General features: G+C 71.3%; 21 protein-coding genes. 17 read left to right on the forward strand and 4 right to left on the reverse strand.

From position 1 onward, the window contains the following. Positions 1–49: 49 nt before the first annotated feature. Positions 50–1,672: a GMC oxidoreductase gene (locus ABFY07_RS27165; protein ID WP_346177001.1), complete on the reverse strand. Its 1,623-nt coding sequence runs from the start codon at positions 1,670–1,672 to the stop codon at positions 50–52. Positions 1,673–1,831: 159 nt separating this feature from the next. On the opposite strand from ABFY07_RS27165, the gene ctaD reads away from it, so the two are divergent. The 5 genes from ctaD (at position 1,832) to ABFY07_RS27190 (ending at position 7,427) form a co-directional block, all read left to right on the forward strand. Then, complete coding sequence (gene ctaD, locus ABFY07_RS27170) at positions 1,832–3,505, forward strand: aa3-type cytochrome oxidase subunit I (protein ID WP_346177002.1); 1,674 nt, start codon at positions 1,832–1,834, stop codon at positions 3,503–3,505. Positions 3,506–3,512: 7 nt separating this feature from the next. Then, the gene (locus ABFY07_RS27175) at positions 3,513–3,884 is read left to right on the forward strand and encodes a hypothetical protein (protein WP_346177003.1); all 372 of its coding nucleotides are present in this window, start codon (positions 3,513–3,515) and stop codon (positions 3,882–3,884) included. A 204-nt stretch (positions 3,885–4,088) separates the two neighbouring features. Beyond that, positions 4,089–4,802, forward strand: coding sequence for a TetR/AcrR family transcriptional regulator (locus ABFY07_RS27180; RefSeq protein WP_346177004.1), 714 nt, complete (start codon positions 4,089–4,091; stop codon positions 4,800–4,802). A 115-nt stretch (positions 4,803–4,917) separates the two neighbouring features. After that, positions 4,918–6,861 (forward strand): AMP-dependent synthetase/ligase, encoded by a 1,944-nt coding sequence (locus ABFY07_RS27185; RefSeq protein ID WP_346177005.1) that lies wholly within the window; start codon positions 4,918–4,920, stop codon positions 6,859–6,861. Between the two features lie 89 nt (positions 6,862–6,950). Further along, the gene (locus ABFY07_RS27190) at positions 6,951–7,427 is read left to right on the forward strand and encodes a cupin domain-containing protein (RefSeq protein ID WP_346177006.1); all 477 of its coding nucleotides are present in this window, start codon (positions 6,951–6,953) and stop codon (positions 7,425–7,427) included. 75 nt (positions 7,428–7,502) lie between these two features. Here ABFY07_RS27190 and ABFY07_RS27195 read toward each other — a convergent pair whose 3' ends face one another. After that, the gene (locus ABFY07_RS27195) at positions 7,503–7,706 is read right to left on the reverse strand and encodes a cold-shock protein (RefSeq protein WP_009715975.1); all 204 of its coding nucleotides are present in this window, start codon (positions 7,704–7,706) and stop codon (positions 7,503–7,505) included. Between the two features lie 291 nt (positions 7,707–7,997). On the opposite strand from ABFY07_RS27195, the gene ABFY07_RS27200 reads away from it, so the two are divergent. The 6 genes from ABFY07_RS27200 (at position 7,998) to ABFY07_RS27225 (ending at position 14,894) form a co-directional block, all read left to right on the forward strand. Then, the gene (locus ABFY07_RS27200) at positions 7,998–8,936 is read left to right on the forward strand and encodes a menaquinone biosynthetic enzyme MqnA/MqnD family protein (RefSeq protein WP_428837014.1); all 939 of its coding nucleotides are present in this window, start codon (positions 7,998–8,000) and stop codon (positions 8,934–8,936) included. A gap of 68 nt (positions 8,937–9,004) precedes the next feature. Continuing rightward, positions 9,005–10,792: a serine/threonine-protein kinase gene (locus ABFY07_RS27205; RefSeq protein WP_346177007.1), complete on the forward strand. Its 1,788-nt coding sequence runs from the start codon at positions 9,005–9,007 to the stop codon at positions 10,790–10,792. Between the two features lie 125 nt (positions 10,793–10,917). Further along, positions 10,918–12,117, forward strand: coding sequence for a cyclic dehypoxanthinyl futalosine synthase (mqnC, locus tag ABFY07_RS27210; protein ID WP_346177008.1), 1,200 nt, complete (start codon positions 10,918–10,920; stop codon positions 12,115–12,117). Between the two features lie 97 nt (positions 12,118–12,214). After that, positions 12,215–12,664 (forward strand): imidazolonepropionase-like domain-containing protein, encoded by a 450-nt coding sequence (locus ABFY07_RS27215; RefSeq protein WP_346177009.1) that lies wholly within the window; start codon positions 12,215–12,217, stop codon positions 12,662–12,664. 56 nt (positions 12,665–12,720) lie between these two features. After that, a complete protein-coding gene (locus tag ABFY07_RS27220) occupies positions 12,721–13,413 on the forward strand; it encodes a demethylmenaquinone methyltransferase (protein WP_346177010.1) in 693 nt (230 codons plus the stop codon). Between the two features lie 194 nt (positions 13,414–13,607). Next, positions 13,608–14,894 carry a geranylgeranyl reductase family protein gene (locus ABFY07_RS27225; protein WP_065962845.1) on the forward strand — a complete coding sequence of 429 codons (1,287 nt, stop codon included), beginning with the start codon at positions 13,608–13,610 and terminating at the stop codon, positions 14,892–14,894. A gap of 22 nt (positions 14,895–14,916) precedes the next feature. On the opposite strand, the gene ABFY07_RS27230 is transcribed toward ABFY07_RS27225, so the two are convergent. Further along, positions 14,917–15,702: a VOC family protein gene (locus tag ABFY07_RS27230; protein WP_346177011.1), complete on the reverse strand. Its 786-nt coding sequence runs from the start codon at positions 15,700–15,702 to the stop codon at positions 14,917–14,919. Between the two features lie 286 nt (positions 15,703–15,988). On the opposite strand from ABFY07_RS27230, the gene ABFY07_RS27235 reads away from it, so the two are divergent. Then, positions 15,989–16,411, forward strand: coding sequence for a CBS domain-containing protein (locus ABFY07_RS27235; RefSeq protein ID WP_065962848.1), 423 nt, complete (start codon positions 15,989–15,991; stop codon positions 16,409–16,411). 82 nt (positions 16,412–16,493) lie between these two features. Here ABFY07_RS27235 and ABFY07_RS27240 read toward each other — a convergent pair whose 3' ends face one another. Next, on the reverse strand, positions 16,494–17,318 hold the full coding sequence (locus ABFY07_RS27240; RefSeq protein ID WP_346177012.1) for a C40 family peptidase: 825 nt from the start codon (positions 17,316–17,318) through the stop codon (positions 16,494–16,496). Between the two features lie 703 nt (positions 17,319–18,021). Between ABFY07_RS27240 and ABFY07_RS27245 the strand changes: the two genes are divergently transcribed. From ABFY07_RS27245 to ABFY07_RS27265, 5 genes are read left to right on the forward strand one after another with little or no spacing between them, the layout of a single operon-like run. Next, positions 18,022–18,381 carry an NADH-quinone oxidoreductase subunit A gene (locus ABFY07_RS27245; protein WP_065962852.1) on the forward strand — a complete coding sequence of 120 codons (360 nt, stop codon included), beginning with the start codon at positions 18,022–18,024 and terminating at the stop codon, positions 18,379–18,381. Positions 18,382–18,412: 31 nt separating this feature from the next. Beyond that, entirely contained in the window at positions 18,413–18,967 is a 555-nt protein-coding gene (locus ABFY07_RS27250) for a NuoB/complex I 20 kDa subunit family protein (RefSeq protein ID WP_346177013.1), read from the forward strand. Then, complete coding sequence (locus ABFY07_RS27255) at positions 18,964–19,089, forward strand: hypothetical protein (protein WP_346177014.1); 126 nt, start codon at positions 18,964–18,966, stop codon at positions 19,087–19,089. The genes ABFY07_RS27250 and ABFY07_RS27255 overlap by 4 nt, the downstream gene beginning before the upstream one ends. After that, a complete protein-coding gene (locus ABFY07_RS27260) occupies positions 19,082–19,837 on the forward strand; it encodes an NADH-quinone oxidoreductase subunit C (RefSeq protein WP_346177015.1) in 756 nt (251 codons plus the stop codon). Before ABFY07_RS27255 ends, ABFY07_RS27260 begins: the two co-directional genes overlap by 8 nt. Then, positions 19,837–21,180: an NADH-quinone oxidoreductase subunit D gene (locus ABFY07_RS27265; RefSeq protein ID WP_065962857.1), complete on the forward strand. Its 1,344-nt coding sequence runs from the start codon at positions 19,837–19,839 to the stop codon at positions 21,178–21,180. Before ABFY07_RS27260 ends, ABFY07_RS27265 begins: the two co-directional genes overlap by 1 nt. Positions 21,181–21,184 lie beyond the last annotated feature (4 nt).

Below are 21,184 nucleotides of genomic sequence, written 5' to 3' on the forward strand. Positions count from 1 at the left end.
CGGGGGCTCCGGGGTGCCGGTGAGGGGCGGGGTGCGCCGCCCCCTGGGCTCAGCCCACGTTGTCCTCGGCCAGGACGCGGGCCATGGTGCGCTCGGCCAGGGCGGTGATGGTCACGAAGGGGTTGACGCCGATGGAGCCCGGGACGAGGGAGCCGTCGGTGACGTACAGCCGGTCGTAGCCGAGGGCCCGCCCGTACGGGTCCGTGGCGCGGCCCAGGACGCAGCCGCCGAGGGGGTGGTAGCAGAAGTCGGCGGCGAAGGCGCGGGTGTCGCCGAAGAGGTCGTAGCGGTAGATGGTGCCGTTGGCGGCGTTGACGCGGTCGAAGAGGGATTTGGCGGCGGCGATGGAGGGGTCGCTCTGGGCGCCGGTCCAGTTGAGGACGGCGGAGTCCTTGGCGGCGTCGTAGGTGAAGGTGCCGCGCTCGGGGTTCCTGGTGATGGCCAGGTAGAGGCTGGCCCAGGTCTCGATGCCGGCCGGGAGCGGGGCGATCTCGGCGAAGACGGGGTTGGCGGCGTTGGACCAGTCGTCGATGCCGAGCACCGGGATCGTGGACTGGTGGGCGCCGGTCGGGTGCCACATGTGGTTGGCCCGGCCGAGCATGACGTTCCCGTTGCCGCCCCACCCCTGGCCGACCTGCGGGCTCAGGGCGGGCAGGGCGCCGGTCTCGCGGGCGCGGAGGAGGAGTTCGGTGGTGCCGAGGCTGCCCGCGCCGAGGAAGAGCGAGCGGCAGGAGATCTCGTCGGTGGCGACGACGGCGCCGGTGTCGTCGAGGCGGTCGACGGTGAGGAGGTACGTGCCGTCGGCGGCCCGGCGGATGGCCCTGACCCGGCTGAGGGTGCGGATCGTGACGTTCCCGGTGCCGAGCGCCGCCGGGAGGTACGTCTTGTCGAGGCTGCGCTTGCCGAAGTTGTTGCCGTAGATGACCTCCTGGGCGAGGGCGGACTTGGGCACGGCCCCGGCGGCTTCGCGCTGCATGTAGTCGAAGTCGTACACATTGGGGACGAAGACGGTCTTCAGGCCCGCCGCCTTCGCCTGGTCGCGGGAGACACGGGCGTACTGGTACCACTCGGTGGACTCGAACCAGGCGGACGGGACGGTGGCGGCGCCGAGCATGCGACGGGCGAGCGGGAAGTAGGTTGCGTACATCGCCGCCGCGTCGACCTGGGGCAGCACCTCCTGGAAGTACGCGCGGGACGGGGTGACCGCCATGCCGCCGTTCACGAGCGACCCGCCGCCGACGCCGCGTCCGACGTAGACGGACATGTTGGGGAAGCGGACACGGTCCAGGACGCCGGGGTAGGGGGTGATGTCCTTGTTGATGACGTCCAGCCACAGGAAGGTGGCCAGCGGGGCCTCGGTCCTGGTCTTGAACCACATGGAGCGCCGGTCGGGGGCGGTCATCGAGCAGTGGACCCTGCCGTCGGCGGCGGGGGTGTCCCACAGCCGCCCCATCTCCAGGACGAGGGTGCGGACGCCCGCCTCGCCGAGCCGCAGCGCGGCGACCGCCGCGCCGTAGCCGGAGCCGACGACGACGGCGGGGGCGTACTCGGCGCCGACGGGGCGATCGGCGGCGGCCGCCGGGGAGAGGGCTATGCGGGTGAGTCCGAGGGCCGCGGCGCCGCGCAGCGCGGCCAGACCAAGGATGTGACGACGCGTCAGATTTGCTGTCATGCTCGCATCGTGTGCGGAATCCGGGGCTCCGCCCATCCCGCTCACACATGGTCTTTTTCTGACCACTTCCGTCACACGCCCACCAAAGGGTCATAACGGCCTCTTCTGTCCCAGGCGCGTTATGAACGTCGGACGCGTAGGGCGTCGGGCGGAGGAGCGATGGCGGTAGAGGCGAGGCGGGCGGAGCAGCACGAGCCCCGCGGCCGGAACAGGGTGGGCACGGTCATCATCACGTGGCTGACCACCACCGACCACAAGAAGATCGGCACCTTGTACATGGTGACGTCCTTCGCCTTCTTCCTGTTCGCCGGGCTGCTGGCGATGGTGATGCGGGCGGAGCTGGCGCGGCCGGGCACCCAGCTGGTCTCGAACGAGCAGTACAACCAGGCGTTCACCATGCACGGCACGATCATGATGCTGATGTTCGCGACGCCGCTGTTCGCCGGCTTCGCCAACGCGATCATGCCGCTGCAGATCGGCGCCCCGGACGTGGCGTTCCCGCGACTGAACATGCTCGCCTACTGGCTGTATCTCTTCGGCTCGCTCATCGCGGTGGCCGGATTCATCACCCCGAACGGGGCCGCCGACTTCGGCTGGTTCGCCTATACACCGCTGTCCGACAAGACGCACTCGCCGAATCTGGGCGGCGACATGTGGGTGATGGGCCTGGCGCTTTCCGGGTTCGGCACGATCATGGGCGCGGTCAACTTCATCACCACCATCATCTGCATGCGCGCCCCGGGCATGACGATGTTCCGGATGCCGATCTTCACCTGGAACATCCTGCTCACCAGCGTCCTGGTGATCATGGTTTTCCCGGTGCTGGCCGCGATCCTCTTCGCGCTGGAGGCGGACCGAAAGTTCGGGGCGCATGTCTACGACCCGGCCAACGGCGGTCCGTTGCTGTGGCAGCACCTCTTCTGGTTCTTCGGCCATCCCGAGGTCTACATCATCGCGCTGCCGTTCTTCGGGGTGATCACCGAGATCATCCCGGTGTTCAGCCGCAAGCCGATCTTCGGATACGTGGGCCTGATCGGGGCCACGATCGCCATCACCGGGTTGTCGGCCACGGTCTGGGCGCACCACATGTTCGTCACCGGGGCGGTGCTGCTGCCGTTCTTCTCGCTCCTCTCCTTCCTCATCGCGGTGCCCACCGGAGTGAAGTTCTTCAACTGGATCGGCACCATGTGGAAGGGGGCGCTCTCCTTCGAGACGCCGATGCTGTGGGCCATCGGATTCCTCGTCACCTTCCTGTTCGGCGGGCTCACCGGGGTGCTCCTGGCCTCGCCGCCCATCGACTTCCACGTCAGTGACAGTTATTTCGTGGTCGCCCACTTCCACTACGTCGTCTTCGGCACCGTGGTGTTCGCGATGTTCGGCGGCTTCTACTTCTGGTGGCCGAAATTCACCGGCAGAATGCTGGACGAGCGGATCGGGAAACTTCATTTCTGGACCCTCTTCACCGGATTCCACACCACCTTTCTCGTCCAGCACTGGCTCGGTGCGGAGGGAATGCCGCGCCGCTATGCCGACTATCTGAGTTCGGACGGCTTCACCGGGCTGAACACGGTCTCCACCATCGGCGCGTTTCTGCTCGGCATGTCCACCTTCCCGTTCGTCTACAACGTCTGGAAGACCGCCAAATACGGAGAGAAAGTGACCGTGGACGATCCCTGGGGTTACGGGCGGTCGCTGGAATGGGCGACGTCCTGCCCACCGCCGCGGCACAACTTCCTCGCCCTGCCGAAGATCCGCAGCGAATCCCCCGCCTTCGACCTGCACCACCCCGATATCGCGGCCGTCACCGAATCGCCGCAGCGCGAACGGGCCTGAGCGACCCGTGCCCGGACCCGATGAGATCGAGTCGGGGATCGCCCGGCTGGAGGGTTATCTGCTGTGCCAGCGCGAACTCGGCGACGCCCGTGCGGAGGCCGAGGCGTATGCCGACCGGCTGCCCTGGCTCACCACCACCCAGCGCGAGGAGGTGGTCCGGCTGTACGCCGAGGAGCGCGTCGAGCTCTCCCGGCGCATGCTGCGTCGCATCGCCGACCGCTGCGAGGAGCTGCGCGCCGAGTACACGGCGCGGTACGAGGAGCTGCGGCGGCGTCTGCTGTACCGGTGTGTCGCGGTGGTCCTGGTGGCCCTGACGGTGCTGGCCGTCATGGGCGCGGTCGCGCTGTGGGCGGCCCTGGGGGTGCGGCCGGGAGGCTGATCTTCCGGAAGTTCCGGAAGCACGGTGAGGGGTGCCCGGCCGCCTTAGGCTTGACGCCGATCAAGTGATCAGGCAATCAGGCGATCAGGTGATCAAGCGATCGGATGATCGGCGATCAGGTGATGAGCTGTCAGGCGGTCAAGGCCGCCGGGGGCACGGGCGAAGGGGGCGGCCGGCGTGGGCGGGGCGACGAAGAGCAGGCGGATGCCGAGGGCCGTACGCGAGCAGCAGATGCTCGACGCGGCCGTACGGACCTTCGCGCGGCGCGGCTACCGGAACGCCTCCATGGACGACATCGCCGAGCTGGCCGGGGTCTCCAAGCCGCTGGTCTATCTGTATCTGAACTCCAAGGACGAGCTGTTCGCGGCCTGCGTCCGGCGGGAGGCCGCCGCGCTGGTGGCCGCGATACGGGCCGCCGTCGAGCACGACGCGCCCGCCGACCGCCGGCTGTGGAGCGGCTTGCACGGCTTCTTCGCGCACACCGCGGAGCACCCGGACGGCTGGACGCTGCTGCACGTCCAGGCCCGCACCCACGGTGACCCCTTCGCTCTTGAGGTCGCCGCGATGCGGGCGGAGATCGTGGAGTTCGTGACGCACCTCCTCGCGGTGGCCGCGCGCGAGAGCGCGTGCGGGCCGGCGCGGGCGCGCCGGATGACCGGCGGCGAGGCGTCCGGGCTCGCGCACGCGCTGGTGGGCGCGGCGGAGTCGCTGGCCGAGTGGGCGAGCGACCCGGCGGGCGGCGGCCCCTCGGCCGAGGAGGCGGCGGCCACGCTGATGAACTTCGCCTGGGCGGGGCTGGGGAATCTGCTGCGGGGCGAGCGCTGGTCGCCCGGCGAGCACGCGCGGGGGCAACGGGCGCAGGCGCACGGCACGGGCCGGGGGCAACGGGCGCAGGCGCACGGCACGGGCCGGGGGTAACGGCCGCAGGCGCACGGCACGGGCCCGTCGGCTCCCAGGAGCCCGCACAGGTCTTCCCCGACGATTCCCCGAGTGGTTACCCTGAAGTAAGGTTACTGACGGGTCAGGAGTCGTCATGCGCCAGCGCCCAGCACCTCCCACCCCCACGCCCACCCCACCCGAACTGCGGTCCGAGGGCGGCAGGACACGGCAGGCCGCCGTCCCCCCGCTCGCCCCGCGCGTCACCCGCGGCAGCCTCGCCGACATCCCCTTCGCCAACGCCGCCGAGGCCCCCACCGCCGCCGTCCTCAGCCGCCCCACCCCGGACGGGAACTGGCGGGACGTCACCGCCGCCGCCTTCGCCTCCGAGGTGCTGGCCTGCGCCAAGGGCCTGATCGCCCACGGTCTGCGGCCCGGCGACCGGCTGGCCATCATGGCCCGCACCACCTACGAATGGACGCTGTTCGACTTCGCCGCCTGGGCCGCCGGCCTGGTCACCGTCCCGGTCTACCCCACCTCCTCGCGGGAACAGACCCACTGGATCCTGCGGGACTCGGGCGCGGTGGCCTGCGTCGTCGAGAGCGTCGAGCAGTCCCGGCTGGTCACGTCCGTACGGCGGGAGCTGCCCGCGCTCACCCATCTGTGGCAGTTCGACGCCGGGGCGGTGGCCAAGAACACCGCGGCCGGGCGGGCGGTCCCCGACGAGGAGGTGGCGAGGCGGCGGGCCGGCCGCGGGCCGGACGACATCGCGACCCTCGTCTACACCTCGGGCACCACCGGCCGCCCCAAGGGCTGTGTGCTCACCCACGGCAACTTCTTCGCCGAGGTGGACAACGCGATCGAACTGCTCCACCCCGTCTTCAAGTCCGTCAGCAAGGAGCCCGCCGCCACCCTCCTCTTCCTGCCCCTGTCGCATGTGTTCGGCCGGATGATCGCGGTGGGCTGCCTGCGGGCGCGGGTACGGCTCGGCCACGCGCCCAGCCTCCGCACCGAGGACCTCCTCGCGGGCCTCGCCGGATTCCGGCCGACCTTCCTGCTGGCCATCCCCTATGTGCTGGAGAAGGTCTACAACACCGGGCGGGCGACGGCCGAACGCATGGGCCGCGCCGCCTCCTTCGACCGCGCGGCCGGCGTGGCGAGGCGGTACGGCACGGCGCTGGAGGAGGCCCGGCGCGGCACCGGAAGCGGCCCCGGGCCGGTGCTGCGCGCCGCCCACGCGCTGTACGACCCGCTGGTCTACCGCCGGATCCGGGACGCGCTCGGCGGCAAGGTGCGCTATGTGATCTGCGGCGGCTCCCCGCTCGGGCGCCGGCTCGCCGCCTTCTACGCGGGTGCGGGCATCGAGATCTTCGAGGGCTACGGCCTGACGGAGACGACCGCCGCCGCCACCGTCACACCCCCGCTGCGCCCGCGCACGGGCACCGTGGGCTGGCCGCTGCCCGGCTGCGCGGTGCGGATCGCGGGGGACGGCGAGGTGCTGCTGCGCGGCGGGCAGGTCTTCTCCGGCTACTGGGACGGCCGGTCGGGCCGGGCGGTGCCGCAGGCCGGCGCGGAGGGCTGGTTCGCCACCGGCGACCTCGGCGCGCTGGACGACGAGGGCTATCTGACCATCACCGGCCGCAAGAAGGAGCTGATCGTCACCTCGGGCGGCAAGAACGTGGCGCCCGCCCCGCTGGAGGACCGGCTGCGCGCCCACCCGCTGGTCGGCCAGTGCATGGTGATCGGCGACAACCGCCCGTATGTCACGGCGCTGCTCACCCTGGACCCGGACGGGCTGGCGCACTGGCGGCGGATGCGGCAGCGGGAGGGCGTGCCGATCGGCCGGCTGGTCGCCGACGAGCTGCTGCTCGCCGAGGTCCAGCGGGCGGTGGACGACGCCAACGAGCTCGTCTCGCGCGCCGAGTCGATCCGCCGCTTCGCCGTGCTGCCGGTGTCGTTCACCGAGGAGGCCGGGCATCTGACGCCGTCGCTGAAGCTGCGGCGGGCGGCGGTCGCGCGGGACTTCGCCGAGGAGATCGACGCGCTGTACGCGGATGCCGTCGTGCGCGTGACGGGGGAGGGGCGGGACGAGGGTCTATGAGGACGAGGGTCCACAAGGACGAGCTTCTGCAAGGACGAGGGTCCACAAGGACGAGCTTCTGCAAGGACGAGGGTCTATAGGCTGACCGGATGACTGGTATCCGCAGGCCGGCCACGGCCGAAGCGCTCGACCTCCAGCCGCACCCGGAAGGCGGCTGGTACCGGGAGACCTGGCGCGGCGAGGTCACCTTCCGGCCACCGGGCTACGACGGCGAGCGCGCCACGGCCACGGCCATCTACTTCCTGCTGACGCCCGGCGAGGAGTCCCGCTGGCACGTCGTGCGCTCCGCCGAGCTGTGGCTGTGGCACGGCGGCGGCCCGCTGCGGCTGCTCCTCGGGGGTGACGGGGAGGAGCCGGATGCCCGGAACCCCACGGAGCTGGTCCTCGGCACGGACCTGGCGGCCGGCCAGCGGCCCCAGGCGGTCGTTCCGCCCGGCGTCTGGCAGGCGGCCCGCCCGGCGGGGGACGGGGAGACGCTGGTGAGCTGCGTGGTCTCGCCCGGATTCGACTTCACCGACTTCCGGCTGCTGCCGGAGGAAAACAACGGGAAAGCCGGAAATGAATAAGTGATGAAATCCAAAGGGCAGGAGCCCCGGGCCCACCGCCGAAGCGAGGGGCCGGGGCTCCTTGGGTACTGCTGATCAGACCGCGCTGACGTTCTCCGCCTGCGGGCCCTTCGGGCCCTGGGTCACGTCGAAGGTAACGGCCTGGTTCTCCTCCAGGGAGCGGAAACCAGACGCGTTGATCGCGGAGTAGTGAACGAAGACATCGGGGCCGCCGCCGTCCTGGGCGATGAAGCCGAAGCCCTTCTCGGCGTTGAACCACTTGACGGTTCCGGTAGCCATAAGCCCTCCTTGGGCCAAAGGGTTGCCCTGCTCCAGAACCTGCAAGAAGTCTGAAAACTACAAAAGCCCGCGGTCACATGCTCCGCAGGCTTTGTACTGCAAGGAAACCAAACTGCAACTTGCTGTGAGCGTAGCACGCTCTCTGTGTGTGGGGAAGGAGCCGAAGATCACGAATTCGAGGGGTTTCCGGGACCGGCTGATTGGATAGTACCGCAGGTCGGGCACTTTTCGGCCGCTCCGGAGCGGGCCCCCGCCGCCGTCGTCCACGACACGCGGGGCTAGCCTCCGTATGTGGACAATTCACCGAGTTCCCCCGACCGGAGTACATCCGCCACGACCGCCGCGGGCGGCGCCCACCCGCACCGCCGGACCAGGCCCAGGGTCGGCCACATCCAGTACCTCAACTGCCTGCCCCTCTACTGGGGCCTGGCCACCAGCGGCGCTCTCCTCGACCTGGAGCTCACCAAGGACACCCCGGACGCGCTCAACGACAAGCTGGTCCGCGGCGATCTCGACATCGGCCCGATCAGCCTCGTGGAGTTCCTCCGCAACGCCGACGACCTGGTGGCCCTGCCCGACATCGCGGTCGGCTGCGACGGCCCCGTTATGTCCTGCGTGATCGTCTCCCAGCTGCCGCTCGATCAGCTGGACCGGGCGCGGGTCGCCCTCGGCTCCGCCTCGCGCACCTCCGTACGGCTGGCGCGGCTGCTGCTCGCCGAGCGGTACGGGATCAGCCCGGACTACTACACCTGCCCGCCCGACCTCAGCCTGATGATGCAGGAGGCCGAGGCGGCGGTGCTCATCGGGGACGCGGCGCTGCGCGCCAATCTGCACTACGCCCCGAAGCTCGGCCTCCAGGTGCACGACCTGGGGCAGATGTGGAAGGAGTGGACCGGGCTGCCGTTCGTCTTCGCGGTCTGGGCGGCGCGCCGCGAGTACCTGGAGCGCGAGCCGGAGATCGTCCACAAGATGCACCAGGCGTTCCTCGACTCCCGCGATCTGTCCCTGGTGGAGGTCACCAAGGTCGCCGAGCAGGCGGCGCGCTGGGAGGCCCTGGAGGCCCCGGTCCTGGAGCGCTACTTCACCACCCTCGACTTCAGCCTGGGCGAACGGCAGCTCGAAGGCATCGCCGAGTTCGCCCGCCGCACCGGCGGCCCGGATTCCGGCTACCCGGCCGACGTACGGGTGCGCCCGGCGGGCCTGGGCTCCGGCCCGGGCGCAGCGGGGTAGCGGCGGCCCAAGGTCTGTACGACGGACCCTAAGCTGGAGCGGCGCGGAGGCGAGGGGGGGGCAACGCGATGGAGCCGCTGGGAGCGGAGGATCCTCAGGTCATCGGCGCCTACCGGCTGCTCGGCCGGCTCGGCTCGGGCGGCATGGGGCGGGTCTTCGTGGGGCGCAGCGCCGGGGGCCGGACCGTGGCGGTCAAGGTCGTGCACGCGCACTTCTCGCTCGACCAAGAGTTCCGGGCCCGGTTCCGGCGCGAGGTGGAGGCCGCGCGGCGGGTCGGCGGGGAGTGGACCGCGCCGGTCCTGGACGCCGACCCGGACGCGCGCGTCCCGTGGGTGGCCACCGGCTATGTCGCGGGCCCGTCCCTCAGCCAGGCCGTCGCCGACGAGGGGCCGCTGCCCGAGCGGTCCGTACGGGCCCTGGGCGCCGGGCTGGCGGAGGCGCTGGCGGCGGTGCACGCGCTGGGGCTGGTCCACCGCGACGTCAAGCCGTCGAACGTGCTGCTCGCCCTGGACGGCCCGCGCCTGATCGACTTCGGGATAGCGCGCGCCACACAGGGCACGGTGTCGCTGACCTCCACCGGCGCCTCGATCGGCTCGCCCGGCTATATGTCGCCCGAGCAGATCCTGGGCCTCGGCGTGAGCGGGGCGGCCGATGTCTTCTCGCTGGGCGCGGTGCTGACGTACGCGGCGACGGGCGAGGCGCCCTTCCCTGGCGACAGCTCGGCCTCGCTGCTCTACAAGGTGGTCCATGAGGAGCCCCGGTTCGGCCCCGGCCTGACCGGGGAGCTGCGGGACCTGGTCGCCGCCTGCCTGGCCAAGGACCCGGCGGCCCGGCCCGCCCCGGAGCGGATCCTGAGCCGCCTCGCCCCGGACGGGGGCGCCTCGAGCCTGGTGCGGCCGGGGTGGCTGCCGGGGCCACTGGTCGAGCGGGTGAGCCGCCAGGCGGTGGAACTCCTCGACCTGGACGCGTCGGCGCCCACCGCGCCCGCGACCCCGCCGGCGGCCGCGTCCGCGCCCGCGACCCCGCCGCCGACGGCTCCGGGCGCCCCGCCCACGCCGGTGCCCGCGGCCCCTCTGGGGGCGTTCGGGCCGCCGGACCCGTCGTACGGCCGCCCGGTCCGGGCCGCGGGCGGGGCACCCGTCCCGCCCGGCGGCCCGCACCCCGACGGCCGGCGGCCGGGCGAGCGGCACCCCGACGGCCGGCGGCCGGACGATGGGCCCTACGACCGGCCGAAGGAGGGCCGCAGCGTCGCCGTGTCCGCCGCCATCGGGCGGAAGGACCGGCCGAAGGCGCTCAGCTGCACGCTGGTGCTGTCCGTCGCGGGCGCGCTGGCCGCCGCCACGACCGCGGCGGTCGTCTTCCACGTGCTGCCGGGCAGCGGCGGGGACAAGGGCTCCAACGACGCGGCGTCCACCCCCAGCTCCTCGTCCCACACCCCCGGGCCCACCGCGGGCGCCTCGGACGGCGGCAACGGCGACGACGACCAGCCCGAGGACTCCGGCAAGGGCGTGCCCAAGGCGTTCCTCGGCACCTGGAAAGGCGATCTGACCACCGACTCCGGCCTGCCCGGAGGCGAGCTGACCATCACCATCCGCGACGGCAGGCCGGGGGAGAAGGTCGGCAGCGGCCGGGTCGAGCTGGCGGTGATCCGCTGCGACAGCAGCTGGAAGCTCGTCTCGGCCACCTCGGCGTCGCTGGTCCTCGACTCGCGGGTCGGGAAGGGCGAGAAGCAGACGGGCTGCAGCGACGGCTCGGCCGAGGAACGGTTCACCCTCACCTCCGACGGCTCGCTGCGCTACAAGGCGGCGGACGAGGAGGGCGGCAACCCGGCCGGCACGCTGCGCAAGGTGCGCTGACCCCCGCCCGTCCCGGCACCCCGCGAAGGGCGCGCCCCGGGCCGCCGCGGGGCCTCGGCGGGAGGCCGCGAGGGCTGGCGTACGCTGGGGCAGTCCGTCCGCAACCCGCCGAAAGGGACGCCCCGGTGACCGAGAACGCATCGCTTCAAGCCGTCCTCGACCGCGCCGCCGCCGGGGGCCGCATCACCCCGCAGGAGGCGCTCGACCTCTACCGGTCCGCCCCGCTGCACGCCCTCGGCGCCGCCGCCGACGCCGCCCGGCGCCGCCGTTACGCGGGCACCGAGCACATCGCGACGTACATCATCGAGCGGAACATCAACTACACCAACGTCTGCGTCACGGCCTGCAAGTTCTGCGCCTTCTACGCCCCGCCCAAGGACACCGCCAAGGGCTGGACCCGCGACCTGGACGACATCCTGCGCCGCTGCGCCGAGACGGTGGAACTCGGCGGCACGCAGATCATGTTCCAGGGCGGGCACCACCCGGACTTCGGGGTCGAGTACTACGAGAAGCACTTCTCGGCCATCAAGAAGGAGTTCCCGCAGCTGGTGATCCACTCGCTGGGGGCCTCCGAGGTCGAGCACATGGCCCGGATCTCGGGCGTGTCGGTCGAGGAGGCGATCCGCCGGATCCGCGACGCGGGCCTGGACTCCTTCGCGGGCGCGGGGGCCGAACTGCTGCCCGAGCGGCCGCGCAAGGCCATCGCGCCGCTCAAGGAGTCGGGCGAGCGCTGGCTGGAGATCATGGAGACGGCCCACAACCTCGGGGTCGAGTCCACCTCCACGATGCTCATGGGCACCGGGGAGACGAACGCCGAGCGGATCGAGCACATCCGCATGATCCGCGAGGTGCAGGACCGTACGGGCGGCTTCCGCGCCTTCATCCCGTACACCTACCAGCCCGAGAACAACCACCTGAAGGGGCAGACGCAGGCGAGCATCTTCGAGTACCTGCGGATGATCGCGATCGCGCGGCTCTTCCTCGACAACGTGGCCCACATCCAGGGCTCCTGGCTGACCGTCGGCAAGGAGGCCGGCCAGCTCTCGCTGCACTACGGGGCGGACGACCTCGGCTCGGTGATGCTGGAGGAGAACGTGGTCTCCTCGGCGGGCGCCCGGCACCGGTCCAACCGGATGGAGCTGCTCCATCTCATCCGTACGGCGGGGCGGGTGCCCGCGCAGCGCGCGACCACGTACGAGCACCTGGTCGTGCACGACGACCCGGCCAACGACCCGGTCGACGACCAGGTCGTCTCCCACCTCTCCTCGACGGCGCTGGAGGGCGGCACCGCCCACCCGGAGCTGAAGCTGATCGACGCCTCCTGACGCCCCTCCGAGCACCCGCCCGGCCCCTTCCCGAGCCCTCCCACCCCCTCCCAGCCCCCTCTGAACACCCTCTGAACACCCTTCAAGGCGCCCCCTGATGCTGACCCTCCACGCGGCGCCCCTCGTCCGGCTCGCCCCCGACGACGCGGCGCCGCTGCACGACGCCGCCGTCGCGGTCGACGGCGACCGGATCGCGGCGGTCGGGCCGCTGGACGCGCTGCGCGGCACGTATCCGCGGGCCCGTGTGCGGCAGTGGCCCGGCACGCTGGGCCCGGGCCTGGTCCACGACGCGCCGGTGCCGGACGCGCCCAGCCCGCGCGAGCGGATCCACGCGCTGCTGCGCCTGGGCGCGACCGCGGTCGTCGCGGCGCGCCTCACCGACCCCGAGCTGCTCGCGGCCGCGCGGCGGGGCGGCGTCGCCGTCCTGGACCGGCCGCGCCCGCCCGCCCTCGCCGAGGGCGGGCGCGCGGACCTGGCGGCCTTCGAGGCGGACGGCGCGTGCGTGGCCACGGTGCTCGCCGGGCGGCTGGTGCACCGCCGCCGCTGAGCGGCGCGGGCGGGGTCCCGCGCGGGGCGGGCCGGCGCCGGGTGAACAATGGGGGCGTGACCCGAGCATCCCTGGACAAGCAGCCGCAGGAAGTCGCCACGATGTTCGACGGCGTGGCGGCCAAATACGACCTCACCAACGACGTGCTGTCCCTCGGACAGGCCCGGCTGTGGCGCAAGGCCGTGGCGCGCGCCCTCGATGTACGCCCGGGCGAGCGCGTGCTCGACCTCGCCGCCGGTACGGGCACCTCCTCGCTGCCCTTCGCCGCCGCCGGCGCGTACGTCGTCCCGTGCGACTTCTCGCTCGGCATGCTGCGGGAGGGCAAGCGGCGCCATCCGCAACTGCCGCTCACGGCGGGCGACGGAACCCGGCTGCCCTTCGCGGACGGGGTCTTCGACGCGGTCACGATCTCCTTCGGGCTGCGCAACGTCCACGACCCGGACGCCGCGCTGCGCGAGCTGCTGCGCGTGACCAGGCCCGGTGGCCGCCTCGTGGTCTGCGAGTTCAGCCACCCCACCTGGCGGCCGTTCCGCACCGTGTACACCGAGTATCTGATGCGCGCGCTGCCGCCGATCGCGACCGCGGTCAGCAGCAACCCGGACGCGTACGTCTACCTCGCCGAGTCCATCCGCGTCTGGCCCGACCAGCCGCGGCTCGCCGCACGGCTGGGCCAGGCGGGCTGGACGAAGGTCGCGTGGCGGAATCTGAACGGCGGGATCGCCGCCCTTCACCGGGGCGTCAAGCCGTAGGCGCGGCCCCGTCGAGCCGTGAGCGCCGGGGCTGAGCCGTGAGCGCCGGGGCGTTCGCGACGCGAGCGCCGGCGCGCCGAGCCGTGCGCGCTCCGGGGTGGCCCTCCGTACCGGCCGGAGCACCCCCCATAGACTGCACCTGTCCAGTGCCCGGCGTGACCGGCACGCCGTTACCGAGCCCTCGGGAGACCCGCGTGAGCGAGACCGCACCCACGGAGCGGACCGCCGACGTCATCGTCGTCGGCGCCGGGCCGGCCGGATCCACCACGGCGTACTACCTCGCCAAGGCCGGACTGGACGTGCTGCTGCTGGAGAAGACGGCGTTCCCGCGCGAGAAGGTGTGCGGCGACGGCCTGACGCCGCGCGCCACCAAGGAACTCGTCGCCATGGGCATCGACGTCTCCGAGGAGGCCGGCTGGCTGCGCAACCGCGGCCTGCGGATCATCGGCGGCGGGGTGCGGCTGGAGCTCGACTGGCCGGAGCTGGCCTCGTACCCGGACTACGGACTGGTCCGCAAGCGCGACGACTTCGACGAGCAGCTGGCGCGGCAGGCCCAGAAGGCCGGCGCCCGGCTGTACGAGCGCTGCAATGTGGGCGCCCCGGTCATCGACGACCGTACGGGCCGGATCACCGGCGTCGAGGCCAGGCTCGGCGTCGAGAAGACACCGGTCACCTTCCACGCCCCGCTGGTGGTCGCCGCGGACGGCAACTCCACCCGGCTCTCGCTGGCCATGGGGCTGCACCGCCGCGAGGACCGGCCGATGGGCGTCGCGGTGCGGACGTACTTCGCCTCGCCCCGCCACGACGACGACTACCTGGAGTCCTGGCTGGAGTTGTGGGACCGCCGCGGCCCCGAGGACCGGCTGCTGCCCGGCTACGGCTGGATCTTCGGCATGGGCGACGGCACGAGCAACGTCGGCCTCGGCGTGCTCAACACCTCCGCGTCCTTCAAGGAGTTGGACTGGCGAGAGGTGCTCAAGGCGTGGTGCGCCTCGATGCCGGAGGACTGGGGCTACACCCCGGAGAACATGACCGGCCCGATCCGCGGCGCCGCCCTCCCCATGGCCTTCAACCGGCAGCCGCACTACACCCGGGGCCTGTTGCTGGTCGGGGACGCGGGCGGCATGGTCAACCCGTTCAACGGCGAGGGCATCGCCTACGCGATGGAATCCGGCCGGCTCGCCGCGGACGTCGTGGTGCAGGCCCACGCCCGCGGCACCGCCGCCCGTCGCGAACTGGCCCTCCAGCGCTACCCGAAGGTCATCAAGGACACCTACGGCGGCTACTACACGCTGGGCCGGGCCTTTGTGAAGCTGATCAGCAATCCGACGGTCATGAAGCTGGCGGCCCAGCGCGGTCTGACCCACCCGATGCTGATGCGGTTCACGCTGAAGCTGATGGCCAACCTCACCGACCCGACGGGCGGCGACGCGATGGACCGCATCATCAACGGCCTGGCGAAGGTGGCCCCCAAGGCGTAGTCCGGCCCGGCGTCGGCCGGTGTCACCCGGCCGTCGCCGGGTTGGCGCTGGTGATGACGGCGAAGTGCGCGCCGGACGGGTCGGTCAGCCACGCCATGCGGCCGATGTCCTCGGCGGTCATGGCGGGCATCAGCACCGAGCCGCCGAGCTTCTCGGCCCGGTCGGCGACCAGGTCGCAGTCCGCCACCTCGAAGTAGGGCAGCCACTGCGGGACATCGACGTCCCCCTGGAGCGGTGCCACGCCGCCGAAGGAGCCCTCCCGGCCGCGCCCGGCCGTCGAGAGCACGGTGTACGTCCCGCCGGAGAACGGCATGTCCTCGGCGTCCCAGCCGAACACCGTGTGGTAGAAGGCGAGATCGGCGACCGGGCCGGGGCTGTGCAGCTCCACCCAGCACAACGTGCCCTCCTCGGTGACCGCTTCCAGGCCCCGCGTCTTTCCGGGCTGCCAGACGGCGAACCGGGCGCCGCCGGGGTCGGTGAACTGGGCCATCCGCCCCTCGTCGAAGACGTCGAACGGCGCGGCGCGCACCGTGCCGCCCGCCTCGGTGACCAGCGTGGCGGTGGCGTCGGCGTCGGAGGTGTGGAAGTACGGCGTCCAGGCGGCGCGCGCGCCCTCCTCGTGGAGCGGGCCGACGGCCGCCACGGTCCTGCGGTCCTTCTTGAAGAAGCCGTAGCCGCCCGCTTCCGGACCGGCCGACTCCGACGTCCAGCCGAACAGGCTGGTGTGGAACGCGGCGGCCGCGTCGGTGTCGGGGGTGCCGAGGTCGAGCCAGTTGGGGGCGCCGGGGACGTAATCGGTGGTGAGCATGCGCGCTCCTTCGGCGGATGGGTCGCCGGCGCCGTGTCCCGCGCCGCCGCGGCCCTGTCTCCCGGCGGCGCCCGCCCCGGCAGTTCTCAGTCTGGCACCGGGCACCGGGGGCCGCCGCCGGGAGTCCGGGCCGCGGCGCCGGTCACGTCGCCGGTCACGTCGCCGGTCGCGTGGGCCCGCCGACGGTGGTGACAATGAAGGAGGGGCGCCGTGGCGTCGGCCGCGGTGACACCGGATCGGGCCCGCGGGTCGGTTGCGCCGCCGGTGGGCCGTCAGGAGGTACACCATGACCAAGGCCGCAGACATCATGCACCCGGGCGCGCAGTGGATACCCGCGCACGAGACGCTGGACCGGGCGGCTCAGCTGATGCGGGAGCTGGACGTCGGGGCGCTGCCGATCGCCGACGAGAACGAGCGGCTGTGCGGCATCCTGACCGACCGCGACATCGTGGTCGGCTGTGTCGCGGTGGGCAAGGACCCGTCCCGGGCGAGGGCGGGGGATCTGGCGAAGGGCACGCCGCGCTGGATCCCGGCCGACGCGGATGTGAGCGATGTGCTCCGCGAGATGGAGCAGCACAAGATCCGCAGGCTGCCGGTGATCGACAAGGACAAGCGGCTGGTCGGCATGATCAGCGAGGCCGATCTGGCCCACCACCTCAGCGACGACCAGATCGCCGAGTTCGTGGAGAAGGTCTACGCCCAGAGCTAGGGAATGAGGCCGCCGACCCGCGCTCGACGGGAACGGCGGCCCCACATGGGTCCGGGAAGGAAGACCTCAGGGACCTCAGACCTCAGAGAAGGCGGACGGCGCCGGTCGGCGGGTCGTAGCTCAGGGGACGCTCGACAATGCCGGTGCTCGAGTTCTGGGCGCCGATGAAGTTGCCACCGCCGATGTAGACGGCGACGTGGTACGCGCTGCCCCGGCCGCCCCAGTAGAGGAGGTCGCCGGGCTGCAGGTTGTCCAGCGACACGGGGGTGCCCTGCAGCGACTGGTCCTGCGACACGCGCGGCAGGCTGATGCCGATCTGGTTGAAGGCGGCCTGGGTCAGGCCGGAGCAGTCGTACGAGGACGGGCCGCTGGAGCCCATCACGTACGCCTTGCCCACCTGGGCCTTCAGGAAGCTGATGAGCGTCGCGACATTGCCCGTCGCCTTCGTCGCGGTGGACGTGGCCTTGGCCGTCGCGGTGGAGAGGGTGGTGCGCTCGGCGGTACGGGACGCCCGCTCGGCCTTCTCCTGGGCCGCGCGGCGGGCCGCGGCCTTGCGCGCCGCCTCCTGGGCCTCGCGGGCCTTGCGGTCGGCCTCGGCCTTGGCCTTCTTCGCCGTGGCCTTCGCCTGGGCGGCGGCCTGGTCCTGCTGCGCCTGGAGCTGGTAGTCGGCGGCGGCCTGCTGGGTGGCGTCGGCGGACTGCGCGGCGGTGCTGGCCAGCGTGGAGCCGAGGGTCGGCATCTCCAGGGTGGACTCGGCGGCGGCCGGCTCGGCGGCGACGGCGGGCGCCGCGGCACCGGCGACCGCGAGGGTGAGGAAGCCACCGGTGACCCCGGCGCGGAGTGCACGCGTGGAGGAGGCGGCACGGCGGGGCTTCCGGTGGCTGGGTATGTGTGCGGTCTGGGACATGGTCCAACCGCTATCAGGGGCCGTAGTCCGGGATCAAGAAAAGTGGACTGCGTCACACTTGACGCGCTCATGCCCTGAAGTGGGGGTTTTCGATCTTGCTCCGAGCCTTCTGTGGTGTGTCCGAATTTTTCGATCATGCGCATACGCATGGCATTTGGCGGTCCTGGCGGGGCGGTGCGGGGCCTATCACCAATCCGGCCCGCGCATCAAGCACTCTGATCAAATCGAGATCCACAACCTTTTGCCGCGTGGCATACCTCACTCGCCGGACCGGCTCGTGAACGAAGGCGCGTAGTAGCGATCACCGAATGGCGACCGCGGAGGCTCGCGGCGATGGGTCGCTCATGAGGGTGGATGTCGCATATCAGGTGAAGACGTCCATCGCAAATTTGCGTGTAGGTGCCATATCTTGGTAGGAGCGCAAGCCGCTCACCAGTGACGACGGGTCTGTATGTCACTTCTCGTGATCGATCGGATGCTTCGAGTGCAAGATCACCGCTCATCCGACTTCATGATCCTTCGTCAGGTGGTGGAGATCACAAAGACGTTGTTGCACCCCGTGTCGCAGATCACATACCGACGGGCATAGGATGCAGGCGAAACGGGCTTGTGAACTGCCTCACATGTGCGCGATCTTCGTGAGTGCGGTCCGTGAGTCCGTGCGGTCCGCCACAGTCACCGTCGACTGAAGGGAGCGAGGACGGTGAACGCATACGCGCCCATCCTCGTACTGGGAGCCCTCGGGGCAGGCTTTACGGTCTTCTCGGTCCTGATGGCCACGATCATCGGCCCCAAGCGCTACAACCGGGCCAAGCTCGAAGCCTACGAATGCGGCATCGAGCCGACTCCGCATCCGGCCGGCGGCGGGCGCTTCCCCATCAAGTACTACCTGACGGCGATGCTCTTCATCGTCTTCGACATCGAGATCGTCTTCCTCTACCCCTGGGCCGTCACCTTCGACGCCCTGGGGCTGTTCGGGCTCGTGGAGATGCTCCTCTTCGTGCTCACCGTCTTCGTCGCCTACGCGTACGTCTGGCGACGGGGCGGCCTGGAGTGGGACTAAGCAGAGACCGAGGAGAGAGGAGAACCGTCGCATGGGTATCGAAGACAAGCTTCCGAGCGGCTTTCTGCTGACCACCGTCGAGCAGGCGGCGGGGTTGGCGCGCAAGTCCTCCGTCTTCCCGGCCACCTTCGGGCTCGCCTGCTGCGCCATCGAGATGATGACCACGGGCGCCGGACGCTACGACCTGGCCCGCTTCGGCATGGAGGTCTTCCGCGGCTCGCCCCGCCAGGCCGATCTGATGATCGTGGCCGGGCGCGTCAGCCAGAAGATGGCCCCGGTGCTGCGGCAGGTCTACGACCAGATGCCGAATCCGAAATGGGTCATCTCGATGGGCGTCTGCGCCTCCTCGGGCGGCATGTTCAACAACTACGCGATCGTGCAGGGCGTCGATCACATCGTCCCGGTCGACATCTATCTGCCCGGCTGCCCGCCGCGCCCCGAGATGCTCATGGACGCGATCCTCAAGCTGCACCAGAAGATCCGCGAGGAGAAGCTCGGCGTGAACCGCGAGCGCGCGGCCCGCGAGGCGGAGGAAGCGGCGCTCAAGGCGCTCCCGACGATCGAGATGAAGGGGCTGCTTCGGTGAGCGACGTACGCGAGGCCGCCGGGCCGCAGATGACGACGAAGGCCGCCCCTCTGCGCCTCGCGGACGACTGTGACATCAGCCGCTGGCGCAGCGGGGCGAACGGAGGGCAGGACGTTGACTGAGACCAATGGGGTCAACCCCGGGGCCAGTGGCGTGAACCCGGACCAGGAACTGAACGCCGAGAACCTCCCCGGCCGCCGGGGCGACCAGGGCGAGCCCATCCGCGTCCAGCGCGGCATGTTCGGCGCCAACAACGGCGGCGACACCTCGGGCTACGGCGGCCTGGTGCGGCCGGTCCGGCTGCCCGGCCCGGCCACCCGGCCGTACGGGGGCTGGTTCGACGAGGTCGCCGACGAACTCGAGGGCGCGCTCGAGGAGCAGTCGCTCCTCCCGGAGAACGCGATCGAGAAGACCGTCGTGGACCGCGGCGAGCTGACCTTCCACATCGCGCGCGAGCACCTGCCGAGGGTGGCCAGGACGCTGCGCGACGACCCGGCGCTGCGCTTCGAGCTGTGCACGGGCGTCAGCGGCGTCCACTTCCCCGGCGACAAGGGCCGCGAGTTGCACGCCGTCTACCACCTGCGCTCGATCACCCACAACCGGCTGATCCGGCTGGAGGTGAGCGTCCCCGACAGCGACCCGCACATCCCGTCGATCGTCGACGTCTACCCGACCAACGACTGGCACGAGCGCGAGACGTACGACTTCTTCGGCCTGATCTTCGACGGTCACCCCGCGCTCACGCGGATCATGATGCCCGACGACTGGCAGGGCTTCCCGCAGCGCAAGGACTACCCGCTCGGCGGCATCCCCGTCGAGTACAAGGGCGCCCAGATCCCGGCTCCGGACCAGCGGAGGTCGTACAGCTGATGTCTGCCACCCACGCCACGCACTCCACCCGCTCCGCCTCCGCGCGCGAGACCACCGAAGGCACCGTCTACACCGTCACCGGCGGCGACTGGGACGAGGTCGTGGAGGCCGCGGCCCGCACCGACGACGAGCGGATCATCGTCAACATGGGTCCGCAGCACCCGTCCACCCACGGCGTGCTCCGGCTCATCCTGGAGATCGACGGCGAGACGGTCACCGAGGCCCGCTGCGGTATCGGGTACCTGCACACCGGCATCGAGAAGAACCTCGAATTCCGGAACTGGACGCAGGGCACCACGTTCGTGACCCGCATGGACTATCTGACGCCCTTCTACAACGAGGCGGCCTACTGCCTGGGCGTCGAGAAGCTGCTGGGCATCGAGGACCAGGTGCCGGACCGGGCCTCGGTCATCCGCGTGATGCTGATGGAGCTCAACCGGCTCTCCTCCCACCTGGTGGCGATCGCCACCGGCGGCATGGAACTCGGCGCGAGCACCATCATGATCTACGGCTTCCGCGACCGCGAGCTGATCCTGGACATCTTCGAGCTGATCACCGGCCTGCGGATGAACCACGCGTACATCCGGCCCGGCGGACTCGCCCAGGACCTGCCGCCCGGCGCGGTCGACCAGGTGCGCGACTTCCTGAAGAAGATGCGCAAGAACATGCCCGAGTACGACAAGCTCGCGACCGGAAACCCCATCTTCAAGGCCCGGCTGCAGGACGTCGGCTACCTCGATCTCGCCGGCTGCATGGCGCTCGGCGTCACCGGCCCGATACTGCGGGCCACCGGGCTGCCGCACGACCTGCGCAAGTCCCAGCCGTACTGCGGCTACGAGACCTACGACTTCGAGGTCCCCACCGCCGAGACCTGCGACGCCTACGGCCGCTTCCTGATCCGCCTCGAGGAGATGCGCCAGTCGCTGCGGATCGTCGAGCAGTGCCTGGAGCGGCTGGAGCCGGGGCCGGTCATGGTCGAGGACAAGAAGATCGCCTGGCCCGCGCAGCTGGCGCTGGGGCCGGACGGGCTCGGCAACTCCCTCGACCACATCAAGAAGATCATGGGCACCTCGATGGAGGCCTTGATCCACCACTTCAAGCTGGTGACCGAGGGCTTCCGGGTCCCGCCCGGACAGGCGTACACGGCGGTCGAGTCGCCCAAGGGCGAGCTGGGCGTGCATGTGGTCAGCGACGGCGGCACCCGCCCGTACCGCGTGCACTTCCGCGACCCGTCCTTCACCAATCTCCAGTCCGTGGCGGCGATGTGCGAGGGCGGCCAGGTCGCCGACGTGATCGTCGCCGTGGCGTCCATCGACCCCGTGATGGGAGGCGTCGACCGGTGACTGA

Source organism: Streptomyces sparsogenes subsp. cuspidosporus (assembly GCF_039532705.1).
GTDB classification, from domain to species: domain Bacteria; phylum Actinomycetota; class Actinomycetes; order Streptomycetales; family Streptomycetaceae; genus Streptomyces; species Streptomyces sparsogenes.